A 21,090-nucleotide genomic window follows, 5' to 3' on the forward strand; every position below is an offset into this window, starting at 1 on the left:
TGGGCGCATGTGGATCGCTTGGATCGAGTTCGACATCCTCCTCGGCGAGGTGTACAGCCTCAAAGAGAAACGCTCCCTAGTGCGTCCGCTGATCGCCGAGTTGAAGCGCCGCTTCGAGGTCTCCGCAGCCGAAACCGGAAACCTGGACCAGCATCGCCGAGCCCTCATCGGCGCAGCTGCCGTGGCAGCGGACCGGGCGCATCTTGTAGAGGTGATCGACGCCGTCGAACGCTTTGTTGCCGCCCGGCCCGAACTGGAACTGCTGAGCGCCCGACGCCGTGACCTCCACAGCGAGGACTGACCCGAACCCTGGACGCTCGCTCACTAATGTGGGGTTCTGGCGGGACGCTCGCTCACTAATGTGGGGTTCTGGCGGGACCCTCGCTCAGATCATCTGCAGGAGCGTCACGCCAAAAGGCGCCAAAGGTGAGCGAGCGTTGCTCGGAAGGCGGGTATATGTGAGCGAGCGTCGTACCCAACCCCCTGATATCTGCAGGAGGCCTTAACGCGATTGCTCCCCGCCGGTGCTGGTGGGGAGCAATCGATGAGCCTCGGGAGTGTTAGCCGAAGTACTTCGGCAGCGTGGCCTCGTGGGCTTCGTTGAGAGCGTCCAAGGACAGCTCGTCCACGCCGTTGATCTCCAGCTTGCCGCCGGCAGCGTCGACGACACCGATCCGGATGTGGGTGAAGCCGCGGGCGGTGCACATGTCCTTGAAGCGGACTTCCTCGGAACGCGGAACTGACACGATCGCACGGCCTTGGGACTCGGAGAACAGCGCCGTGAACAGGTCCACGCCGTCGCGCTCCAGGAGTTCCTCCAGCGCAATCCGGGCGCCGACGCCGTAACGCAGCGAGGACTCCACCAATGCAGCGGCAAGGCCGCCCTCGGAGAGATCGTGCGCCGCGTCGATCATGCCGTCGCGCGAAGCGTTGATGAGGATCTCGCCCAGCTGACGCTCCAGGGACAGGTCAACCTTTGGCGGCAAACCACCGAGGTGTCCGCGCAGGTTGGACCATTCCGAACCGTCCAGCTCCGCGGCCGTGGTGCCCAGCAGGTAGATGGCCTGGCCGTCTTCCTTCCAGCCGGACGGGGTGCGGCGCGCGACGTCGTCGAGCTTGCCCAACACGGCCACCACGGGGGAGGGGTGGATCGGCACGGTACCCGTCTGGTTGTACAGCGAGACGTTGCCGCCGGTGACCGGGACGCCCAGTTCCATGCAAGCGTCGGACAGGCCACGAATGGCCTCGGCCAGCTGCCACATGACGTCCGGGTCCTCGGGGGAACCGAAGTTCAAGCAGTCGCTGACGGCCATCGGCACGGCGCCGGAGGTGGCGACGTTGCGGTACGCCTCGGCCAGTGCCAGCTGTGCACCGTGGTACGGATCGAGGTAGGTGTAGCGACCGTTGGCGTCGGTGGCCAGGGCCACGCCGAGGCCGGTTTCCTCGTCCACGCGGACTACGCCGGCGTCGTCCGGGAACGCCATTGCGGTGTTGCCGCCGACGTAGCGGTCGTACTGCTTGGTGATCCAGGCCTTGCTGCACATGTTCGGCGAAGCAATCAGCTCGGTGACGGCGGCGGCCAGTTCCCCGGAGGTCGACGGACGGCCGGCGTCCTGCACTGAGCCCGTGAAGGTATCGGCCTGCACGGAATCCTGCCATGAGGGCCGTGCGTACGGGCGGTCGTAGACCGGACCGTCGTGGGCAACGGTGCGCGGGTCGACGTCGACAATGACTTCGCCTTCCCACGTGATGATGAGGCGGCCGGTATCGGTCACTTCGCCCAGCCAAGAGTACTCCACGGCCCATTTGTCCATGACAGCTTCGAATGCGGCGATGTTCTCAGGAGTGACAACGGCCATCATGCGTTCCTGCGACTCGGACATCAGGATTTCGCCCGGCGTCAGAGTGGGGTCGCGCAGAAGGACGGAGGTCAGCTCAACCTGCATGCCGCCGTCGCCGTTGGAAGCGAGCTCGGACGTGGCGCAGGAGATGCCCGCAGCGCCGAGGTCCTGGATACCCTCAACCAGCGAACCCTTGAACAGTTCCAGGCAGCACTCGATCAGGACCTTCTCAGCGAAGGGGTCGCCCACCTGGACCGCGGGACGCTTGGACGGCTTGGTGTCGTCGAAAGACTCCGAGGCCAGCACCGACGCGCCGCCAATGCCGTCGCCACCGGTGCGCGCACCGAACAGGACTACCTTGTTGCCCTTGCCGGAGGCGTTGGCCAGGCGGATGTCCTCGTGGCGCATGACGCCGACTGCCAGCGCGTTGACCAGCGGGTTGCCCTGGTACACGGAGTCGAACACCATTTCACCGCCGATGTTCGGCAAGCCGAGCGAGTTGCCGTAGCCACCAATGCCGGCAACGGCACCGTGCATGACGCGGGCCGTGTCCGGGTGGTCGATGGCGCCGAAACGCAGCGGATCCATCACGGCAACCGGACGGGCGCCCATGGAGATAATGTCGCGGACAATGCCGCCGATGCCTGTTGCGGCACCCTGGTAGGGCTCCACGAACGACGGCGAGTTGTGGGACTCGATCTTGAACGTCACGGCCCAGCCGTCGCCGAGGTTGGTGACGCCGGCGTTTTCGCCAATGCCCACCAACATGTCCTTCTTCATTTCCTCGGTGACCTTTTCGCCGAACTGGCGCAGGTGGTTCTTCGAGGACTTGTAGGAGCAGTGCTCGCTCCACATCACGGAGTACATGGCGAGCTCGGCACCGGTGGGGCGGCGGCCCAGGACCTTGACGACCTCGTCGAACTCGTTTTGCTTCAGGCCCAGTTCGGCCCAGGGGAGCTCGGTGTCCGGGGTCTTGGCTGCGTTCTCGACGGTGTCGATGTTGAACTTCTTGCCGACGGTTTCAGCTGAGGTAGTCACTATGCGCCTCCCACGATCTTGTTCAGGACGGAGGTGAAGAAGCCCAGGCCGTCGGTGCCGGCGTTGGACTCCGGACCGAATCCGGGCTCCACCGCGTGCTCCGGGTGCGGCATGAGGCCCACCACGTTGCCGGCGGCGTTGCTGATGCCGGCAATGTCGCGGCGCGAGCCGTTCGGGTTCCAGCCGACGTAGCGGAACACGACGCGGCCCTCGGCCTCAAGGGCGTCCAGGGTCTTCTCGTCGGCGATGTACTGGCCGTCCTGGTTCTTGAGCGGAACAGTGATTTCCTGGCCGGCCTCGTAGTCCGAGGTCCACAAGGTGTTGTTGTTCTCCACGCGCAGGACCTGGTCGCGGCACAAGAACTTCAGATGGTCGTTCTTGATCATGGAGCCGGGCAGCAGGTGCGATTCGGTCAAGATCTGGAAGCCGTTGCAAATGCCCAGGACAGGAAGCTTGGCGTCGGAGTTCGCTGCGTCGATGATCTTCGACATCAGTGGCGCGAAGCGCGAAATGGCACCAGCACGCAGGTAGTCGCCGTAGGAGAAACCGCCCGGAATGACGACGGCGTCCACATCTGCCAGTTCGGTGTCCGCGTGCCAGAGCGCGACGGCGGTGCCGCCTGCCAAGCGAACCGCACGGGCGGCGTCGCGGTCGTCAAGGGTGCCAGGGAAGGTGACGACGCCGATCTTGGCCCCGACCAAATGGGGTTCGACGGCCACGGGGGCTCCGCCGATCAAAGGAAGTTCAGTCATGTCAGGCCTCGACGACCTCGACGTTGACGACGTCTTCGATCACCGGGTTGGACAGCAGGGTCTCGGCGGCTTCGCGGGCCTGGGCGAGGATGGCGTCGGTCACCTCGCCGTCGACGGTCAGTTCAAAGCGCTTGCCCTGGCGGACTGCGCTAAAGCTGGTGAAGCCGAGGCGGGGCAGCGCGCCCACGATGGCCTTCCCCTGCGGGTCCAGAATCTCGGGCTTGGGCATGACGTCGACGACGATCCGGGGCATCCGGTAACTCCTGTGCGTGAGCGTTGGTTAACCTTGGTTAAAGGCTGCCGCGGAGTGGTGCCGTCTCACGCCGAAACCCCATCCAACAGAGTTCAGCGACAGTGTGTGGATGCAGTGTCTTACGGAATAAGGGGGGCGCTCCGCGAGCTTGCATGCCCATTCTACCGGCCAAATCGCTACATACCCTATTTGCGGGAGATCGGTGAAGAGGCCCCGCGTGCCGCGCCAATTCGCGGCGGCGCCCTGTCGCCGTCGGCGGTTTTTCAATGCCCGACGGCGGCTCTGGCCCGCCGTGGTTTGCGTCACTAGGATTGCGGCATGGCCGAGAATGCTAAGTCGATGGTTTTGCCCGTGGTCCTTGCCGCGGTTTTTGCTGGCCTGGGGAGGATGGTTTTCCAAAGGATCATGGCAGACCGGGCTGCCCGGGAGAACCGCATTTCGGTCCCGCCGGATGCTTCGACAAGGGCCAAAATCAGTGACGCCTTGCGAGGGATCCGGTCTTAGCGCAACCTGTCCGCTGGCACCGTGCTTGGGGCGCAATAGGGTACATACAAATGCGCTAATCTTCCGGGGTAAAGGCGTGTATTCGGGAGTAGCTTGGAATTGCTGTCAAGGAATTTCCCCACCCAAGCAGGAGGAGCAATGACCGAACACGTCGCCGAAGTGTCCGCATGCAGCGTTGGCAGCTGCGGATTCAACCATCATGGCTGTACCGCCTTCGGGATCACGATTGGCGGAACACGGGATCATGCATCCTGTGCCACCTTCATTGACACCACCCTCATGGGCGGACTACCCAAGGTCTTGGCGCATGTCGGTGCCTGCCAGCGCTCGGAGTGCACCCACAACAACAACCTCATGTGCGAGGCCCACGACGTCCGGATCGGCCCCGGTGCCGAGGCGGCTGATTGCTTGACGTACGAACACGCCTGAGGTTCCCTGCGGCGCGCCTTCGCGGTCAATATCTAAACATCCACACAGCGGGCACGTCCCCTCCCGACGGGGGCGTGCCCGCTGCTGTGTGCGGATGTATTCTGATGCCAAATGACATGACAAAAAAAGTGAAATGTGTCCTATGTAATATTGCGCTATCGCTCTGTACTCTATGAATCGGCTGGGCTTTACCTGATTACAAGAACTGTCAATCGGGGTCCATCCTTAGTTGATTGATCTTGACATGACCGCCACGATCGCCCGGAAAGGTGCAATCACTCGTGAATTCACAAGGAAAGAGCTTCATTGGAAGCGGGGGGCTTCGAAAAGCTGCGGCGTTAGCCGTCGGATTACCGGTTCTGCTCTCCTCCGCGGCGTTGGCACCGGCTCAAGCCGCGCCTGCTTCCGAACCAACGGTTGCCGGGGTTGCCCGGAATGTCGACCCCAAGTCTTATCAAGACGGCCGTTACGTAGTGGTCCTGGCAGAGAAGCCAGCAGCCACGTACGACGGCGGAACGCCCGGTTATGTGCCCACCAAACCGCAAGCGGGCAAGAAGCTGGACGTCGGCAAGGCCGAAGTGAAGCAGTACCAAGCCCACTTGCAGCAGAAGCAGCAGGAAGTGGCCAAGCAGCAGAACGTGAGCATCAATCGCGACTACACCACGGCCATCAACGGCTTCAGCGCCACTCTTTCCGCGAACCAGGCAGTCAACCTCGCGAAGAACCCCAATGTTCTCCTCGTGGCCCCGGACACCCAGTCAGCTCCTGACTACTCCACCACCGATTTCCTCAAGCTCAGCGGACCCAACGGACTTTGGAACACCCAGTTCGGTGGCCAGGACCAGGCCGGCAAGGGCACAGTGGTCGGTGTGATCGACACCGGTTACACGCCTACGAGCAAGTTCTTCGCCGGTGATCCCGTCCAGCCACTGGTAGGGAACCCCGAAGTGGGCGTCCCCTACCGCACCAGTGACGGCAAGATCGCCATGCTGAAAGCCAACGGAGATACCTTCGTAGGCGAATGCCAGAAGGGCACCGGCACCGGAGCGGCCTTCGACGGCAGCGCCTGCAATTCCAAGGTCCTCAGCGCCCACTACTTCGCCGATGCCTTCTTGCAAACGGTTCCGCCAGCCCAGCGGTCACCTTTGGAACAGATCTCGCCCATCGACGTCGCGAGCCATGGTACGCACACGGCCAGCACCGCGGCGGGCAACCCCGGGGTGGAGACGTTCGTCGATGGCCGCAGCTTCGGCAAAACGAGCGGCATCGCACCGGCCGCCAAGCTTTCGATTTACAAGATCTGCTGGGAAGACACCAACCCCAACTCGGGCGGCTGCTACAGCTCCGCGGCCATCTCTGCCATTGACCAGGCCATTGCCGACGGCGTGGACGTCCTGAACTACTCCATCTCCGGAGCGACGGACACCACCACCGATCCCGTCTCGCTGGCGTTCCTCTCTGCCGCGTCGGCAGGAATCTTCGTGGCCGCGTCCGCCGGAAACTCGGGCCCCCAGGCCAGCACCGTCAACCACGGCGCACCGTGGATGACCACGGTTGCGGCTACCTCGTTCTCCCAGGAGCTGCAAGGAACCATCGAGTTCTCCGACGGCAGCAAGTTCCGCGGCGCCAGCATCATGAACCACCAGGTGAGCGGGGCCGGCGTCGTGCTTTCCGCGAACGCTGCGTCCGGCGCCGGTAACGCGGCGCTCTGTGCGCCGGGGTCCTTGGACCCGGCGAAGATCGCGGGCAAGGTAGTGGTATGTGACCGCGGCGTGGTTGACCGGGTCGCCAAGAGCGCCGAGGTGCTCCGTGGCGGCGGCGTGGGCATGATCCTGGTGAACCTCACCAGCTCATCGCTGGACACGGACAAGCATTCTGTTCCCACAGTCCACGTGAATCCGCCGGCCACGCAGGCCATCAAGGACAAGGTGGCGGCCAACCCGGGAATTACAGTTTCCCTTGTTGACCACGACACCACCGGGCTTCCGCTCGAGGCACAGCCGCAGATCGCAGGATTCTCCTCCCGCGGTCCGCTCCTTGCCACCGATTCGGATCTGCTCAAGCCCGACGTTTCGGCTCCCGGGGTTGCAGTGTTGGCAGGCGTTTCGCCCATCGGCAGTAAAGGCGATGAATACGGGTTCATGTCCGGTACGTCCATGGCGTCGCCGCACATTGCAGGTTTCGGAGCCTTGATCATGGCGAAGAATCCCGACTGGTCCCCCGCTGCAGTCAAATCGGCCATGATGACCACGGCGAGCGACGTCAAGCTGGCGGACGGAACCAAGAACAATGACGTCTTCGCTACGGGCGCGGGGCAGATGAACCCGGCACGTGTGCTGGATCCGGGCCTCGTTTACGACGCTGGAACCGAGGACTACCTGAAGTTCATCCAGGGTACCGGCGTCGATCTCGGCATCCCGGGCCTTGGCTCCACGCTGCCGCGCGACATGAACCTTCCATCGTTCGCGCTCGGAAACCTGGCCGGGAAGATCGAGGTGACCCGCACTGTCACGGCCCTGACTCCGGGCCTCTACCGGGCCACGGTCAACGTTCCTGGCGTTGATGTCAAGGTCACCCCGTCGGTGCTGAACTTCAACTCGGTCGGCCAGACGAAGACCTTCAAGGTGACCTTCGAAAACAAGACTGCTGCCCTGGGTACATTCGCCATGGGTTCCCTGAAGTGGGAAGGCGCCAACAAGTCGGTGGTCTCTCCAATTGCGGTCCGTCCGCAGTCGGTGGTGGCTTCCAAGAACGTGGCCTTCACGTCCCAGCAGGCTAGTGGTTCGGCCGGCATCAACATCGTCTCGGGTACCGATTCACCCACGGCCGTGACGCTTGATGGCCTCTGGAAGGCTGTTTCCTCGGCCGTGGAACTAGTTCCGGGTCCTGTGGCGACGACAAGCGATCCCTCGAACTTTGTCACGCCCGCCGTGGTTGACCCCGGGACTGCATTCGCGAAGTTCTCGGTAATCTCCTCCGATCCTGCCGCGGATTTCGATCTCTATGTGTTCTCGCCGTCGGGTCGGTTGTTCACGGCTGCCACACCCAATGCCAGTGAGTCGCTCGTCCTCGACAACCCGGAGCCAGGGGCGTACACGATCATCGCGAACCTGTCAGCCAGCCCCCAAAACAGGCCCACCAAGGCCAGCGTTGACGTCGCCGTCCCGGGCGCAAACCCGGGCAAAGCGACAGTCACTCCCAATCCGATCCAGCTGAAGAACGGCAAGGCCGGGAAGCTCACCTTTGGGTGGAGCGAGCTGAATCCTGGTTCCTACGTCGGTCGGCTCACGTTTGCCGGCACCAGCGCACCGACTTTCGTGTCCTTGCTGGTTTCGGCGGACGGCGCCGTGTCCGTGGTGCCCAAGGATGAGCAGGAGGGCGAGCACGGCAAGAGCAAACTCCAGAATGAGGAAGAGGATCAGTCGAACAACGCCCGTTGATGCGGCAGTGATGTTCTGACAGAAGGGCACGGCAGCGGCCGGCGGGATATCCCGCCGGCCGCTGCCTTGTCATTCGCCCGACGCTCGCTCACGTATGGGCCTGAATTCCCTGACGCTCGCTCACCTTTGAACCCAAACCATGGAACGCTCCTGCAGATCATTCACAGGAGCTTGGGGTTGGGGGTGCTATATGTGAGTGGGCGTCCGGCCAAAACCCGGCATATGTGAGCGAGCGTCCGGTCAAAACCCGGCATATGTGAGCGAGCGTCGGACTAGATGCTTCCAGTGGAACCCGAGATGCCGCCGAGGAGTGCCGCCATGGTGCGCCAGCGGGCGATCTCACAGCCGTCCGTCCGGCTGAAGCGGCTGCTGACGTCGCGTCCGCGGAACCGGCCCGTCACCACGGCCACCTGCGGACCGCCGTATTGCTGGGTGCAAATCCGGTCTGGCCGCGGAACCGGAAAGAAGATCTCCTCGCCGAATTGCTCGACGGCGGCAAGCGCCGCGCGAGCGTCCGGAAGAGTCGAGCCTTCGGAGACTTCGCCGCCCGAGCCGAGCAGGACGAACTCGTGATCCACGGCGCCCGGTGCCTCCGTCAGCGTGATGGTGAGTTCGACGTCGTACTTTCCATTGCTTGAAGTCATGGGTTTCCTTTGTGAGACTGTGCCGGTTCGAGGAGTTCCAGAAGCGGCCGCACTGCGTCAAGAACCCGTGCGCGGAGCTCCTGGGCTTCGGCGGCAAATGCCCGCTGATATTCAACGTACTCGGCCTTGCCTTGCGGTGTCTCGATCCTGATGGCCGGATAGCCCCATTCTTCAAGGTCGTACGGGGAGGCCTGCATGTCCATGGCCCGGATCCGCCAGGACAGTTCGAAGCAATCCATCACCAGCTCGCTCGGCAGCGCCGGGGTCAGTTTGTATGCCCACTTGTAGAGGTCCATGTTGGCGTGCAGGCACCCAGGTTGCTCAATGGTTCGCTGGTTTTCCCGCGTGGGGGTGAGCTCGTTGAGGGGGATGGCGTCCGGAGTGTAAAAACGGAAGGCGTCGAAGTGCGAGCATCGGATCCGGTTGTCTTCCACCACGGTGTCCGTGCCTTCGGAGCCGAGCCGCAGCTTGAGGTACTCGTGACGAAGGTGGAACTTGTCCTGCCGGTAGACCATGGCCCATTCGTGCAGGCCGAAGCAGCCAAACTGGGCGGGCCGCGCAACGGTCCCCGCCAGGATGATGCCCGCGAAGCGGACGGCCTCGGTGCGATCGGCCGCGAATCGGCTGCGATCGAAGGTGACCGCAACGGTACCGGCAGGCAGGCCCGCGGCAGCCAGCGCTCCGTCGTCGAGCACTCGGTAATACTTCCACCCGGCCCGCTCCGCTGCCTTGGGGCCGGAGAGGACGACGCCGTCACCCGGGTGCCAGCGCAGGAGCTGGCCGGGCTTCTGGGTGTAGTAGGTGAAGAGGAAGTCTTCCACGGGATGCTTCTGGCCGGCGGAGCGCCGGGCCAAGTATGGCTTGGCGTAGCGCTCGACGCGGGCGTGGTGGGCGGCCTCCATCGCAAGCCATGTCTCTTGCGGGAGGTGCTTTTGCCTAGGCTCCGGCACCGCTGGAACCCAGGATGTCGGCGACGGCGGCCCATGCGGCGATTTCGCAGCCGTCAGTGAGTTTGTAGGAGGACTCGACGCCCACGCCATCCACTGCGCCGGTGACTGTTGCCGTCTGGGGTCCGCCGTACTGCTGAGTGCACACCGGGTCGCTGGGGCGGGGCGTGCGCGTGAGGAGGGCGGGGTTTTTCTTCAGGGCTGCGCACGCTGCGGCTGCGGTGGGGTGGTGGCTCTCCGCGGCTGGGACGCCATTGGTGCAGACGAGCGTGTAGCTTTCGGGAGCCGCTGTGGGGGAGGACTTGACGATGATGGAAAGCTCGGCCTCTCCGAGGCCGGGGGAGCTGGGCGCGGGGGAGAAGGAAGGGGTCGGTTTGCCGCCCGGAGATTCCGTCTCGTCCGGCAGGAGACCGCTGGGGCTGGACGACGGCGTGGAGGAGGTGCTAGTGCCGGGGGCCGAGCTGCTGGGCGTGCCGCCTCCAGTGCCCGGCGTGCAGGCGGCGAGCCCAGCGACGGCGAGGACAGCCAGAACGTACCGGACTATTCGCAAACGCATGGGGATCTCCTTGATTCCTGCCAGTTTATCGCCCGGCGGCCGCCCCCGGGAGTTGGGTGGCCGCGATGAGCCCTGTCATGGCCCGGTGCAGTTCCGCTACTTCGGCCCGCGTGAGGTGGAGCCGCTCCATGATGGTTCCCGGCACGGCCGTCGCTTGCTGCCTGAGGGCGGCGCCGGCTTCGGTAAGGGTGATGGCGAGGGCCCGCTCGTTTCCGTGGATGCGGTTGCGGGTCACGAAGCCTGCTTCTTCGAGCCGGCGCAGAATGGGCGAAAGAGTGGCTGGCTCGTGCAGGAGTGCCTCGCTGATGTCCTTGAGCGTGCGGGGACTGCGTTCCCAGAGGGCTAGCATCACGAGATATTGCGGATGTGTCAGCCCCATCTTTTCAAGCACCGGCTTGTAGACGCCTACCACGCTTCGCGACGCCACCGTCAGGGCGAAGCACAATTGACGCTCGAGCAGCAGGTCGTCTTCAGGCGTGGTGGTGTCGAGGGTAACGGGAGTGCCTGAGGCAGCCATGGCTCGCTCCATTCTGTGTCGGGTGCCCGGCCTGGATGGCCGAGATAGTTAGTGCACTAATTGTTAGTGTACTCTTAACGAATAGCATCCTTTTGAGAGAGGGTAGACCAGGTGGCCAAAGAGACCATGACCCAGAAATTCATGCGCGCGACGGGCAAGCTGCGGATCATCTTCGGGCCGGCGCACAGCAGTTCCCTGGATCACGAAATGACCGAGGAGAACCGGCTCCTCCTCGTCCGGCGCCAGGCCGAAGCGCAGCAATGGGAAACCATCCGCAGGCCCGACGGCAGCACCTACGTCGTCCCCAAGAACCCGGACGACAAATCCCTGCGCTGAGGCCCGCCGGCTCCCTCGCGGATGGACGCCCCCGGGCCTTTTGTGGGTTCCGGGCGTAAAATTGGCCTCACTGGAACCACTCAGCTCCAACCACACGGCTGGACCTCGCAGCGGGGAAGGAGGTGGGAATTGTGGGACATGCACTCGATAGCTTTATGAGGGTGACCGATCGACTGCGTTTCTGGTTCGGCCCGGCGACGCGGGGCGACATTGATACGCCCGTAGTCCACAAGCATGACGACTTCGAGCAGGCGTCAGAAAATGACCTGGGGCATTTCGTCGTCGAAACGGATGACCAAGGCCACCACTACGGAGTCCGCAAGGAAGACGCTTAAGGCCGAGTTGCGGCCCGAAAGCCGCAGGAAAGCAAAGAACCGGAGCGTGAGCCCCGGTTCTTTCACGTTTAAGAACTTCAGATCCCGACGGCGGGTGCCCGACTGTGCGTTCCCGACGGCGGGTGCCCGACGGCGGAGTTCGGCTAGCGGCCGGTACCGCCGTAGACGGTTGCCTCGGCTTCGCCGTCGAGCTCGAACGCTTTGTGGATGGCGCGCACGGCGTCATCCAGCAGATCGGCGTGGGTGACCACGGAGATGCGGATTTCCGACGTGGAGATCATGTTGATGTTGATGCCCGCGTCCGAAAGCGCCTTGAAGAACGTGGCGGAGACGCCAGGGTGCGAACGCATGCCCGCGCCGATCAGGGAAAGCTTGCCGACGTTTTCGTTGTACTCGATGCTCTCGAAGCCGATCTCCGGCTGCGCCGCACGGAGGGCAGTGAGGGCGTCGGCGCCTTCCACGATGGGCAGCGTGAAGGAAATGTCCGTGCGGCCGGTGCCGTGGGTGGACACGTTCTGAACGATCATGTCGATGTTCGAGTGTGCCTTGGCGATGACCTGGAAAATTGCGGCGGCCTTGCCGGGGATGTCCGGGACGCCGACCACGGTGACTTTTGCTTCTGAACGGTCGTGTGCAACGCCGGAGATGATTGGCTGCTCCAAGGCAACTCCCTCTTGAATCGTGATCTTGTCATCGGCGCTGGGCAGGACCCAGGTGCCTTCGTTGTGGCTGAATGAGGAACGGACGTGCAGGGGCACGCCAAAGCGGCGGGCGTACTCCACGCAGCGCAAGTGCAGGATCTTCGCGCCGGAAGCCGCCAACTCGAGCATTTCCTCGCTGGAGATACGGTCGATCTTCTGTGCCGTCGGCACCACGCGCGGGTCCGCCGTGTAGATGCCGTCGACGTCCGTGTAGATCTCGCAGACATCGGCCTCAAGCGCGGCGGCGAGAGCCACAGCAGTGGTATCGGATCCACCGCGGCCAAGGGTGGTGATCTCCTTGGTGCTGTGGCTCATGCCCTGGAAGCCAGCCACGATCGCAATGTGTCCCTTGTCCAAGGCTGTGCGGATGCGGTGGGGGTCGACGTCGATGATGCGGGCCTTGCCGTGGATGCCGTCCGTGATCATGCCGGCCTGTGAGCCGGTGAAAGACTGGGCGGAGGCGCCGAACTTGTTGATGGCCATGGCCAGCAGGGCCATCGAGATGCGTTCGCCTGCGGAGAGGAGCATGTCCATTTCGCGGGCGGGAGCGGAATCGGTGACTTGGGCGGCGAGGTCCAGGAGCTCGTCCGTGGTGTCTCCCATGGCCGAAACCACCACAACAACCTCGTTGCCGGCCTTTTGTGCGTCAACCACGCGGCGGGCAACACGCTTGATGCCTTCGGCGTCGGACACCGAGGAGCCACCGAACTTCTGCACGATCAGCTGCTTCGTGATGGCAGCCTGAGCGGACAGGTCTTCGGTTTTCACATCGGTAGTGGGCAAACTCATGCGCGCACCCTCACTGCATCAATTGGGGATCATACGTTGCTTGGCCAGATAACGGCACGGCTACGTGGCTTATTTGGCCAGTTTATCGCCGGGCGCGGCGGGCAGGGGAATTGTGACCAAATCTCGGCCTCAGGGCGGATGCTCGGCCGTTTCAGGGTGGCGTACGATCAAGAAATACGCAGCCTGAGGGCATATGGGCTCGCAGGAATTGAAGCGTACTTTTACTGTCTGGGGGAACAGGTGAGTAGAACATGTCCATAGCTGAAAGTTCAAACGTCCCGGGCAGTGCTGCCCTCGGCGTATCCGCGGAAGGCGTCTCACGCCGCTTCGGTACAGTCCATGCAGTGGAGCACATCGATTTCCACGCGCCGGCCGGGAAGGTCACGGCGCTCATCGGTCCCAACGGGGCTGGCAAGACGACGCTCCTGCTCATGCTGGCCTCACTTCTCCGGCCCGACTCCGGGACCATCCGGATCGACGGCCTGGATCCACTCGGGGAAAGCGCCGCCGTGCGGCTTCGGATCGGCTGGATGCCGGACACCTTGGGGGTGTGGGAGTCCTTGACCGCAAGGGAAATCCTGGTCCAGATGGCCCGCTTCTACCGTGTGCCCCAAGCCGGTATCGGCCAGCGTGTCGACGAACTGCTCGAACTAGTCCGCTTGGACGCACTTGCTGGCCAGCCCGCACGGGTGCTCTCCCGGGGTCAACAGCAGCGGCTTAGCCTGGCCAGGTCCCTCATCCACGATCCCTCTGTCCTGCTGCTCGACGAGCCGGCTTCCGGCCTTGATCCGGGATCCAGGGTGGAGCTTCGGAACCTGCTGCGCCGCCTCGCGGGGGCCGGGAAAGCCGTGGTGGTTTCTTCCCACGTCCTCAGTGAGCTTGATGAAATCGCTGACGGTGCCGTGTTCGTCAACCAAGGACGCACCGTGAAGCAGCAGACCCTTGAGGAAGCTGCCCGGCAAGGCCGCCGCTACGCGATCACGGCCCTCGACAACCAGGCCCTCGCGGCAAAGCTCAGCGAACTGGGCCTGGAATTTCGCGTGGAGGCAGGCACCCGTCCGTCGGTCACCTTGCTGTTGACGCACGACGACGGCGCTGCCGCCCTCCTCCGGGAACTCGTCACGGCCGGCATCGGGGTAGTTTCTTTCGCGCCAGCCGCAGGCGCCCTCGAAGAGACCTACATGAACCTCGAAACGGAGAGGCGATGAGCAACGTGACTGAAGCCGTGACGGGTCCAGCGGGACCGCAGGGAACTACGGGCGGCGGGAACGCCGTCGCCGGCTATCTCGGCGGGATCCGTGACGTCGTGGTCCTCGAGATGAAACAACGGTTGCGTTCCCGCGGCTGGTACATCATGTTGGGCGTCTGGTTCGTGGTCATCGGGGTAGTGACGTGGCTGACCTGGCTTGCCTGGAACGCCAGCATGGAAGCGCAGCGTTCGGTCACGGGTATGTCCCCGCAGGACGGGGCGGGGTCCATGATCTTCGAAGTGGTCCTGGCGTTCGTGCTCCTGTTTGCCCTGCTTGTGGCGCCCGCGCTGTCTGCCAACGCCATCAACGGCGACCGCGCTGGAGGCACGCTCGCCATCCTGCAGATCACCTTGCTGACACCTGGCCAAATCCTCTGGGGCAAGTTCTGCGCGGGTTGGCTGGCGGCGCTCGCCTTCCTGGCAACCAGCGCACCGTTCCTCGTTTTCGGAATGTTCCAAGGCGGGCTGACCCCGGGGCACGTGGTGGTTTCCCTCCTCATGCTGGCTGTGGAACTGGCTGTCATCTGTGGGATTGGGGTGGGGATTTCGGCGCTTGCGGGGCGGCCACTGTTCTCGATCGTGGTCACCTACTTGGCAGTTGCAGCTCTTGTGGTCGGCTCCCTGATCTCCTTCGGACTGGGATCGCAATTGGCGCAGGGCACGGTGTTGGCCAATACGCCACAGGCGCGCTCCGTGCCGCTGCAGCCGAACCAACCAGGGCAGCCGACCGAACCGGTGCAGCCCGCCTACGCCTGCGGGGGTCCCTTGGTTGAGCACCCAGCCCTCCGGACCGAACGCGTGGCCTGGATGCTCGCGTTGAACCCCTACGTGGTGGTGGCGGACGCCATTCCGTATCCAGACCGCAGCGGAAGCGCGTTCTACTCGGTCGGCATGATCGAGGGCATCAGCCAGGGTGCCAGGTCCGCGCTCGCTGGCCCAGACCACACCTACCTGTGCGCCAATGGAGTGCCCCAGCCGCAGTACCTCAAGCAGACGACGCCCTTGTGGCCGTTGGGGCTCGGCCTGCAACTGGTCCTGACGGGGTTGCTCATGTGGCTCGGTTGGCGGTCATTGCGGACGCCTGCAGGCCGACTTGCACGAGGCACTCGGATCGCTTAGCCCGGCTTACATGAGGGCGTTGCGGCGGCCCTCGAAGGCCCTTCCGAGGGTAACTTCGTCCGCGTACTCCAGATCCCCGCCCACCGGGAGGCCAGAGGCAAGCCTGGTGACGGTGATGCCGATCGACTTCAACATGCGGGCCAGATAGGTGGCGGTCGCTTCGCCTTCGAGGTTGGGGTCGGTCGCGATGATGATTTCCTGGATGGCGCCATCGTTGAGCCGGGTGAGGAGTTCGCGGATACGCAACTGTTCGGGACCGATGCCGGCGATCGGGTTGATGGCGCCGCCCAGCACGTGGTAGCGGCCGCGGAAGGACCGGGTCCGTTCCACTGCCAGGACATCCTTCGACTCTTCGACCACGCAGATCACTGAGGGGTCGCGGCGCGGATCGCGGCAGATGTTGCAGAGTTCCTGCTCGGTGACGTTGCCGCAGACAGTGCAGAACTTCACCCGTTCCTTGACTGTGGTGATGGCCGCGACCAGTCGCTTCATGTCCTCGGGATCGGCCTCAAGGATGTGGAAGGCAAGACGCTGCGCCGATTTGGGCCCGACGCCCGGGAGCCGGCCGAGCTCGTCGATCAGCTCTTGTACTGCGCCTTCGTACACAATGTCCTCGTTCGTTCTATGCAGGCGCCCGTTGTTGTTGCGCGGCTGTCGCGGTTTGGTGGCACCTTGATGAGGTGCCGGAGGGTTCCGGCCGTTAGCGGCGCATCAGGGGAGCGCCGTCCAGCGACCTTTCTTCCAGTAGCTTCCCGCCCAGAATACGCTCGACGGCGGCACGCCCAAAGACTCCCGACTCCTCGATCGTCTCGTCGTCGGCACTCGGGATATCCTCCACCACGACGCCGGGAGCGGCAGCAGCCCGGGCCGGTGCCTTCTCGCGCCCAGCCATGGCTTCGGGGCTGTTCGAAAGCCGCTGGTAGAGGCTCTGCTTCCCTGTTCCCGAAGGCGCCGATACTGGCGTTTGGGCGGTCGCTGGAGCCTGGGCCGCGGACTGTGCGAGGCCTACGGCCGAACGCCCTGTTTCGCCTCCGGGCGCTGCGGCTGGTGGTGCGGAGGCCGGCGCCGAAGCCTGCGGTTGGCTTGGAATCTGTGCGGCGGCGGGTTCATAGACGGGACTTGCGGTTGCTGCCCCGGATAGAGGGGGGTGCCCGGCGGGCCCTCCCGAGTTGCCTGAAGCCCCTGCACCAACGTTGGAATCGGAGCCGACCACCCAAGCGCCCGGCGCCTGCTCGACAGCCCTGGACCAAGGATCTTCCGGGGCCGCGGGCTTCTTCTTTTCGGGAGTGGCCGTTACTGCCGCGGGCATAGCTGCGGAGCCCGAGGGAGCCGGTGGCACCCAATCCATCGGCGGTTCTTCGTCGAGCGGGGGAGCGTCCTCGTCGAGCGGGGGACCCCAGTCATCGTCCGAATACGAGTAGTCTGCGTTCGGATCGGCGTTTGGGGTCGCTGCTATGGCCGGATCCTGTGCGGCGGAAACGGGCTGGTTGGCCGGAGCTGCCTCGGAGGCCTGAGCCGGTAGTGACCCTGGAACCTGTTCGGACGCCTGGCCAATGGTCGAAGGAGCCTGCCCAGAAGGAGTCTGCCCAGATGCCGATGCCGGTGGTACCTTCACTGCCTGTGCCTGTGCGGGCGCTGGGATTGGTGCAGCGTCAACCCCGCCGGCTTCAGGGGCGGCAGGTCCACCTTGCGTTGCAGGGGCAAGCCCCCATGCGCTGTCCACGGCGGAGGACGCTGTTGGAGAGGCACCCCCCGTTACGGTGGGCGCCGGTTCAGCCGGTGCTTTTGGGTTTGGTTCAGAGCTACCTGAGCTGTTGCCACCGACGACGGAGGTGATTTGGCAGTCAATTCCGATCGTTTTGTGGATGGCTTGGCGAAGGTTCTCGGCATGGTCCGCCCGGCTGAAGGCGCTCGCAAGGCCGTCAGTACTGAATGCCAGAGTCAGAAGTTGGCCGTCGAATTGCGCTACCTGGGCGTTGGCTCCGACCAAAGCCCAGCTGCTGCGCTTGATCTTGGTTAGTGTCTGGAGGATCTCCGGCCAAGCGCGACGGATGATCTCGACGTCGGCGCCCCCTGTAGCGCCACCGGTGGCGGGACGAGAGGGCTGGGCAGGCGCTGGCGGTTGCGCGGGCGTCGACGCCGGTGCCTGGGCTGGCGCGGGTGCCTGCGCAACGGACTGCTCGGCGGGGCTCGCGGCAGGTGCGGGCGAAGGCGAAGCGGATTCGGCAGCGGGACGGCCGGCCGGTTGCCTGGCCTCATCCATGGGCCAGTCATTGGTGGACACACGAGGCGGTGTCAGCTGGTCCCTGGATGGGGATTCAGCAACAGACGGGGTTTCAGCAACAGGCTGGGCCCCAGAAACAGTCGGGGCGTCGGAAATCGGAGCCTCAGCGACCGCCGGTACCCTGGACGCTGGTGGAGTGGAAGCGGTGCCGGCCGCCGCCGTCGGGCGTTCCACTGGCTGTTCCGCTGGGCGGGAGGGTGGGGCTATGGCTACGGGGGGAACCGCGGCAACTGCGGGCAAACCCTGAGTTTCTGCCGGGGGAAGCGCGCCGCCGTAGTTGAGGCGGCGTTCGACGCGGTCGATCCGGGCCGCGATGCCGCGTTCGGTTTGCTCGGAACTCGGTAGCAGGATCCTGGCGCAGAGCAGCTCGAGATGTAGCCGGGGTGAGGTTGCGCCGGTCATTTCGGTGAGTGCGGTATTGGTGACGTCGGCGGCGCGGGAGAGCTCTGCGGCACCGAGGTTGTTGGCTTGGCTGCGCATGCGGGCAATCTGGTCTGCGGGCATTCCGCGGAGGATGGCTTGGGCGCTTTCCGGCATGGCTTGGACGATGATGAGGTCGCGGAACCGCTCCAGCAGGTCCTCGACGAAGCGTCGGGGATCGTGCCCGGTTTGGATGACGCGGTCCACGGCGCGGAAGACTGTGGCGGAATCGGACGCGGCAATTGCCTCTACGACGTCGTCGAGCAGCGAAGCGTGGGTGTATCCGAGCAGCGCGACGGCGAGCTCGTAGTCCAGCCCGTTGGGTCCGGCACCGGCCATGAGTTGGTCCAGTACGGAGAGGGAATCGCGCACGGAGCCGCCGCCGGCCCGGATGACGAGGGAGAGCACTCCGGGAGCAACGGGCACGTTTTCCTGTTGGCAGAGAAGCTCAAGGTACTGCATCAAGGGCTCGGGCGGAACCAAGCGGAAGGGGTAGTGGTGCGTGCGGGAGCGGATGGTGCCAATGACCTTGTCCGGCTCCGTGGTGGCGAAAATGAATTTGATGTGTTCCGGCGGCTCTTCGACGATCTTCAGCAGCGCATTGAAGCCTGCGGACGTGACCATGTGGGCTTCGTCAATGATGAAGATCTTGTACCGGTCCCGGACCGGAGCGAAGGTGGCGCGTTCGCGGAGATCGCGGGCGTCGTCCACGCCACCGTGGCTGGCGGCGTCGATCTCGATGACGTCGAGCGAGCCGGAGCCGCCGCGCGCCAGCTCAACACAGCTGTTGCATTTGCCGCAAGGGGTGTCCGTGGGGCCTTCGGCGCAATTGAGGCAGCGGGCGAGAATGCGGGCGGACGTGGTTTTTCCGCAGCCGCGCGGGCCGGAGAAGAGATAGGCGTGGTTGACGCGGTTTTTGCGCAGGGCCGTCATGAGCGGCTCCGTGACGTGTTCCTGCCCGATAACGTCCGCGAAAGAATCGGGACGATATCTGCGGTAAAGAGCAGTAGTAACAGTCACAGGGGAAACCTACCTATAGGGACTGACATTTAAGAAGAGACCCCTCATGCACCCGCCAGAGCCCATCTACCCTTGCTACCTTCCGGTCCTGGGGGAGTTCAACAGGATGACGCCACATGAGGGGCCGTCGACAAGCTTACCCGAAGTTATCGAGCCCTCCGAATCCGGAGCGCAAGGGAGGCATGTCCAATGGAGGCTAGCGCTAACCGTTCACCGGCCAGGTCATGAAGGCCGGCTCCTCGTAGGGGTGGGCTGAGCGCAGGGCTTGCACCACGGCGTCGAGCACGTCCGCCTCAACCACGCACTCCACCCGGATTTCCGCCACCGTTTCACCGTGCCCCACGGTTCCGACAAACGGCTGCGCCCCGGGCAATGGAGTGAAGCGTCCCGTGCCCGGAGTGGTGAAGGAACAATGCGAATAGTCGCCGATTCTGCCGGCCCCGGCATCGCCGATCGCGGCCAGCAAGCTCTCGCTATGCGATACCGGGACGTAGACAACGAGGGCGTTCAGTTGACTCATGCCACCATCTTCCCAGTGGCCGCCGAAAACAGGTCAAAGGATGGTTCTTGATCTCCATTGCCAAACCGCTAAACGGAGCGGACTATGGGTATGTACACCGATTGGGGCAATCTCAAGATTGTGAGCCGCAGGGCCTGGTTTCAGGGGCTGGACCCAGCAGCTCAACGGAGTGCCGGAGGAATGGACGCATTGGGGGCGTCCATTTTTACGTTTAAGGGCACGAAAGACCCGCCCTGCACCATAAAAGTCCCGATTGGGCGATGCTGAAAATCTCGGGTACAGTGGAGTCTGCTTTTGATTCAGAAGCATGGAGAATTCGCCTAGCGGCCTATGGCGCACGCCTGGAACGCGTGTTGGGTTAACGCCCTCGGGGGTTCAAATCCCCCATTCTCCGCGTTTTGGCCCCGGTCTTTGGACCGGGGCCTTTTGCGTCCTACGCCCGTTCCGCGGCCACCCGTTCCAGCACTTCCCGGCACGCCAGAATTGCAGGGTGAATTCGTCCGGCGGTGCGGGTCGACGTGAACACGGTCCGCTTGGGGAGTCCGGGGAGATCCAGCAACTGCACCGGCGTGGTCCGGCCCGTCCATACGAGGTCCGGCATGAGGGCCACCGCGTTGCCGGACTCGATCAGCCGGATCTGCGCTTGGAGGTCGGCAGTTTCGTAGCGGACATCGGGCTCGAATCCGGCCGAGCGGCACGCCTGCTCCGCCCAGTGCCGGGACGCCGCGCCGCGCGGTTCCATGACCCAAGGCAATGCCGCCGTGTCCGCCAACGAGGTAATCGATTCCCCACCGAGGCCAACCGGGGGTGTGGCCAGCCTGATGGCGTCGCTGGTCAGGGTGGACCGGTCGAGCCCGGGGTGGTGAGGGGCGGCGTGTCCGGGGTATTGCTCGGCCACCACGATGTCGAAGTCGCGGGCCCAGGTTTCGTAGAGCGCTGTCTCCGGTTCACGCTGGATCATCTCCACGCGCACTTCGGGATACTCGCCCTTCATGATGGTGAGGAAGTCGGGCATGAGAGCCAAGGCAGCGGTCTGGAACACGGCCAGCCGCACCGTTCCAGTCACCGTAGAAAGGGATGCTGCCAGGTCCGTCTCTGCCCGCTCCAGCGTGGCCAGCAAAGCGGCCGCATGTTCCACGAGGATCTCGGCCTGCGGCGTGAGCTGGACGCGCCGGCCGGACTTTCGCAGCAGTTTCACGCCGGCTTCCTTCTCCAGCAAGGTCAGTTGCTGGGACACCGACGACGGGCTGTACTTCATGGCGTCGGCCACCTCTGCGAGCGTTCCGCGGATCTTCAATTCGTGCAGCAAGCGCAGCCTGCGGACATCCAGCATGGGGCTCTCCAGAAGGGTCGATAAATCTAATGCATATTCTTCGGAAAAGATCGCTTTTCCTAA

At 64.1% G+C, this 21,090-nt stretch carries 20 protein-coding genes, 1 tRNA gene and 1 other RNA gene; 9 read left to right on the plus strand and 13 right to left on the minus strand.

Going from position 1 to position 21,090, the window contains the following annotated elements:
- The first annotated feature begins 7 nt into the window (after positions 1-7).
- Entirely contained in the window at positions 8-301 is a 294-nt protein-coding gene (locus ACX5I4_RS01400; RefSeq protein WP_461835079.1) for a DUF503 domain-containing protein, read from the plus strand.
- A gap of 259 nt (positions 302-560) precedes the next feature.
- Here the strand turns inward: ACX5I4_RS01400 and purL are convergent, their stop codons facing one another.
- Genes purL through purS form a run of 3 tightly spaced genes read right to left on the minus strand, consistent with a single transcriptional unit; the run spans position 561 to position 3,884 of the window.
- The gene (gene purL, locus ACX5I4_RS01405; RefSeq protein WP_461835080.1) at positions 561-2,879 is read right to left on the minus strand and encodes a phosphoribosylformylglycinamidine synthase subunit PurL; all 2,319 of its coding nucleotides are present in this window, start codon (positions 2,877-2,879) and stop codon (positions 561-563) included.
- Positions 2,879-3,631 (minus strand): phosphoribosylformylglycinamidine synthase subunit PurQ, encoded by a 753-nt coding sequence (purQ, locus tag ACX5I4_RS01410; protein WP_461835081.1) that lies wholly within the window; start codon positions 3,629-3,631, stop codon positions 2,879-2,881. The genes purL and purQ overlap by 1 nt, the downstream gene beginning before the upstream one ends.
- Position 3,632: 1 nt before the next feature.
- A complete protein-coding gene (purS, locus tag ACX5I4_RS01415; RefSeq protein ID WP_028265707.1) occupies positions 3,633-3,884 on the minus strand; it encodes a phosphoribosylformylglycinamidine synthase subunit PurS in 252 nt (83 codons plus the stop codon).
- Between the two features lie 318 nt (positions 3,885-4,202).
- On the opposite strand from purS, the gene ACX5I4_RS01420 reads away from it, so the two are divergent.
- From ACX5I4_RS01420 to ACX5I4_RS01430, 3 genes are all read left to right on the plus strand, one after another.
- Positions 4,203-4,388 (plus strand): hypothetical protein, encoded by a 186-nt coding sequence (locus ACX5I4_RS01420; protein WP_234752652.1) that lies wholly within the window; start codon positions 4,203-4,205, stop codon positions 4,386-4,388.
- A gap of 138 nt (positions 4,389-4,526) precedes the next feature.
- Positions 4,527-4,817 carry a DUF1540 domain-containing protein gene (locus ACX5I4_RS01425; RefSeq protein WP_461835082.1) on the plus strand — a complete coding sequence of 97 codons (291 nt, stop codon included), beginning with the start codon at positions 4,527-4,529 and terminating at the stop codon, positions 4,815-4,817.
- 281 nt (positions 4,818-5,098) lie between these two features.
- A complete protein-coding gene (locus ACX5I4_RS01430; RefSeq protein WP_461835083.1) occupies positions 5,099-8,257 on the plus strand; it encodes a S8 family serine peptidase in 3,159 nt (1,052 codons plus the stop codon).
- A 272-nt stretch (positions 8,258-8,529) separates the two neighbouring features.
- On the opposite strand, the gene ACX5I4_RS01435 is transcribed toward ACX5I4_RS01430, so the two are convergent.
- From ACX5I4_RS01435 to ACX5I4_RS01450, 4 genes are read right to left on the minus strand one after another with little or no spacing between them, the layout of a single operon-like run.
- Complete coding sequence (locus ACX5I4_RS01435; RefSeq protein WP_461835084.1) at positions 8,530-8,901, minus strand: serine protease inhibitor; 372 nt, start codon at positions 8,899-8,901, stop codon at positions 8,530-8,532.
- Positions 8,898-9,803 carry a 3-methyladenine DNA glycosylase gene (locus tag ACX5I4_RS01440; RefSeq protein WP_461835085.1) on the minus strand — a complete coding sequence of 302 codons (906 nt, stop codon included), beginning with the start codon at positions 9,801-9,803 and terminating at the stop codon, positions 8,898-8,900. Before ACX5I4_RS01440 ends, ACX5I4_RS01435 begins: the two co-directional genes overlap by 4 nt.
- Before the next feature lie 34 nt (positions 9,804-9,837).
- Entirely contained in the window at positions 9,838-10,404 is a 567-nt protein-coding gene (locus ACX5I4_RS01445) for an SSI family serine proteinase inhibitor (RefSeq protein WP_461835086.1), read from the minus strand.
- Positions 10,405-10,429: 25 nt separating this feature from the next.
- The gene (locus tag ACX5I4_RS01450) at positions 10,430-10,921 is read right to left on the minus strand and encodes a MarR family winged helix-turn-helix transcriptional regulator (RefSeq protein WP_461835087.1); all 492 of its coding nucleotides are present in this window, start codon (positions 10,919-10,921) and stop codon (positions 10,430-10,432) included.
- 126 nt (positions 10,922-11,047) lie between these two features.
- Between ACX5I4_RS01450 and ACX5I4_RS01455 the strand changes: the two genes are divergently transcribed.
- Positions 11,048-11,257 carry a hypothetical protein gene (locus ACX5I4_RS01455; RefSeq protein ID WP_461835088.1) on the plus strand — a complete coding sequence of 70 codons (210 nt, stop codon included), beginning with the start codon at positions 11,048-11,050 and terminating at the stop codon, positions 11,255-11,257.
- 155 nt (positions 11,258-11,412) lie between these two features.
- Positions 11,413-11,592, plus strand: coding sequence for a hypothetical protein (locus tag ACX5I4_RS01460; RefSeq protein ID WP_461838623.1), 180 nt, complete (start codon positions 11,413-11,415; stop codon positions 11,590-11,592).
- A 143-nt stretch (positions 11,593-11,735) separates the two neighbouring features.
- Here ACX5I4_RS01460 and ACX5I4_RS01465 read toward each other — a convergent pair whose 3' ends face one another.
- The gene (locus ACX5I4_RS01465; RefSeq protein WP_461835089.1) at positions 11,736-13,082 is read right to left on the minus strand and encodes an aspartate kinase; all 1,347 of its coding nucleotides are present in this window, start codon (positions 13,080-13,082) and stop codon (positions 11,736-11,738) included.
- A gap of 251 nt (positions 13,083-13,333) precedes the next feature.
- Between ACX5I4_RS01465 and ACX5I4_RS01470 the strand changes: the two genes are divergently transcribed.
- Entirely contained in the window at positions 13,334-14,290 is a 957-nt protein-coding gene (locus ACX5I4_RS01470; RefSeq protein WP_461835090.1) for an ABC transporter ATP-binding protein, read from the plus strand.
- Positions 14,287-15,450, plus strand: coding sequence for an ABC transporter permease (locus tag ACX5I4_RS01475; RefSeq protein ID WP_461835091.1), 1,164 nt, complete (start codon positions 14,287-14,289; stop codon positions 15,448-15,450). The genes ACX5I4_RS01470 and ACX5I4_RS01475 overlap by 4 nt, the downstream gene beginning before the upstream one ends.
- Before the next feature lie 6 nt (positions 15,451-15,456).
- Here ACX5I4_RS01475 and recR read toward each other — a convergent pair whose 3' ends face one another.
- The 4 genes from recR to ACX5I4_RS01495 form a co-directional block, all read right to left on the minus strand.
- On the minus strand, positions 15,457-16,056 hold the full coding sequence (gene recR / locus ACX5I4_RS01480) for a recombination mediator RecR (protein WP_028265726.1): 600 nt from the start codon (positions 16,054-16,056) through the stop codon (positions 15,457-15,459).
- 94 nt (positions 16,057-16,150) lie between these two features.
- Positions 16,151-19,174, minus strand: coding sequence for a DNA polymerase III subunit gamma and tau (locus ACX5I4_RS01485; RefSeq protein ID WP_461835092.1), 3,024 nt, complete (start codon positions 19,172-19,174; stop codon positions 16,151-16,153).
- Positions 19,175-19,206: 32 nt separating this feature from the next.
- Positions 19,207-19,303: signal recognition particle sRNA small type (ffs, locus tag ACX5I4_RS01490), an RNA gene on the minus strand.
- A gap of 73 nt (positions 19,304-19,376) precedes the next feature.
- Positions 19,377-19,694, minus strand: coding sequence for a hypothetical protein (locus ACX5I4_RS01495; RefSeq protein WP_461835093.1), 318 nt, complete (start codon positions 19,692-19,694; stop codon positions 19,377-19,379).
- A 309-nt stretch (positions 19,695-20,003) separates the two neighbouring features.
- Between ACX5I4_RS01495 and ACX5I4_RS01500 the strand changes: the two genes are divergently transcribed.
- Positions 20,004-20,088, plus strand: a tRNA-Ser gene (locus ACX5I4_RS01500).
- A 39-nt stretch (positions 20,089-20,127) separates the two neighbouring features.
- Here the strand turns inward: ACX5I4_RS01500 and ACX5I4_RS01505 are convergent.
- On the minus strand, positions 20,128-21,027 hold the full coding sequence (locus tag ACX5I4_RS01505; RefSeq protein ID WP_461835094.1) for a LysR substrate-binding domain-containing protein: 900 nt from the start codon (positions 21,025-21,027) through the stop codon (positions 20,128-20,130).
- Positions 21,028-21,090: the final 63 nt, after the last annotated feature.

This window comes from Arthrobacter sp. MMS24-S77, assembly GCF_054888235.1.

What these genes read in the sequence shown, in the direction of transcription:
- ACX5I4_RS01505 (WP_461835094.1), bottom strand. Translation starts at nt 21,027, where the DNA reads ATGCTGGATGTCCGCAGGCTGCGCTTGCTGCACGAATTGAAGATCCGC.
- ACX5I4_RS01495 (WP_461835093.1), bottom strand. Translation starts at nt 19,694, where the DNA reads ATGAGTCAACTGAACGCCCTCGTTGTCTACGTCCCGGTATCGCATAGC.
- ACX5I4_RS01425 (WP_461835082.1), top strand. Translation starts at nt 4,527, where the DNA reads ATGACCGAACACGTCGCCGAAGTGTCCGCATGCAGCGTTGGCAGCTGC.
- ACX5I4_RS01460 (WP_461838623.1), top strand. Translation starts at nt 11,413, where the DNA reads ATGAGGGTGACCGATCGACTGCGTTTCTGGTTCGGCCCGGCGACGCGG.
- ACX5I4_RS01465 (WP_461835089.1), bottom strand. Translation starts at nt 13,082, where the DNA reads ATGAGTTTGCCCACTACCGATGTGAAAACCGAAGACCTGTCCGCTCAG.
- ACX5I4_RS01455 (WP_461835088.1), top strand. Translation starts at nt 11,048, where the DNA reads ATGACCCAGAAATTCATGCGCGCGACGGGCAAGCTGCGGATCATCTTC.
- purQ (WP_461835081.1), bottom strand. Translation starts at nt 3,631, where the DNA reads ATGACTGAACTTCCTTTGATCGGCGGAGCCCCCGTGGCCGTCGAACCC.
- ACX5I4_RS01450 (WP_461835087.1), bottom strand. Translation starts at nt 10,921, where the DNA reads ATGGCTGCCTCAGGCACTCCCGTTACCCTCGACACCACCACGCCTGAA.
- ACX5I4_RS01440 (WP_461835085.1), bottom strand. Translation starts at nt 9,803, where the DNA reads ATGGAGGCCGCCCACCACGCCCGCGTCGAGCGCTACGCCAAGCCATAC.
- ACX5I4_RS01400 (WP_461835079.1), top strand. Translation starts at nt 8, where the DNA reads ATGTGGATCGCTTGGATCGAGTTCGACATCCTCCTCGGCGAGGTGTAC.
- ACX5I4_RS01475 (WP_461835091.1), top strand. Translation starts at nt 14,287, where the DNA reads ATGAGCAACGTGACTGAAGCCGTGACGGGTCCAGCGGGACCGCAGGGA.
- ACX5I4_RS01420 (WP_234752652.1), top strand. Translation starts at nt 4,203, where the DNA reads ATGGCCGAGAATGCTAAGTCGATGGTTTTGCCCGTGGTCCTTGCCGCG.
- purS (WP_028265707.1), bottom strand. Translation starts at nt 3,884, where the DNA reads ATGCCCCGGATCGTCGTCGACGTCATGCCCAAGCCCGAGATTCTGGAC.
- ACX5I4_RS01445 (WP_461835086.1), bottom strand. Translation starts at nt 10,404, where the DNA reads ATGCGTTTGCGAATAGTCCGGTACGTTCTGGCTGTCCTCGCCGTCGCT.
- ACX5I4_RS01470 (WP_461835090.1), top strand. Translation starts at nt 13,334, where the DNA reads ATGTCCATAGCTGAAAGTTCAAACGTCCCGGGCAGTGCTGCCCTCGGC.
- ACX5I4_RS01435 (WP_461835084.1), bottom strand. Translation starts at nt 8,901, where the DNA reads ATGACTTCAAGCAATGGAAAGTACGACGTCGAACTCACCATCACGCTG.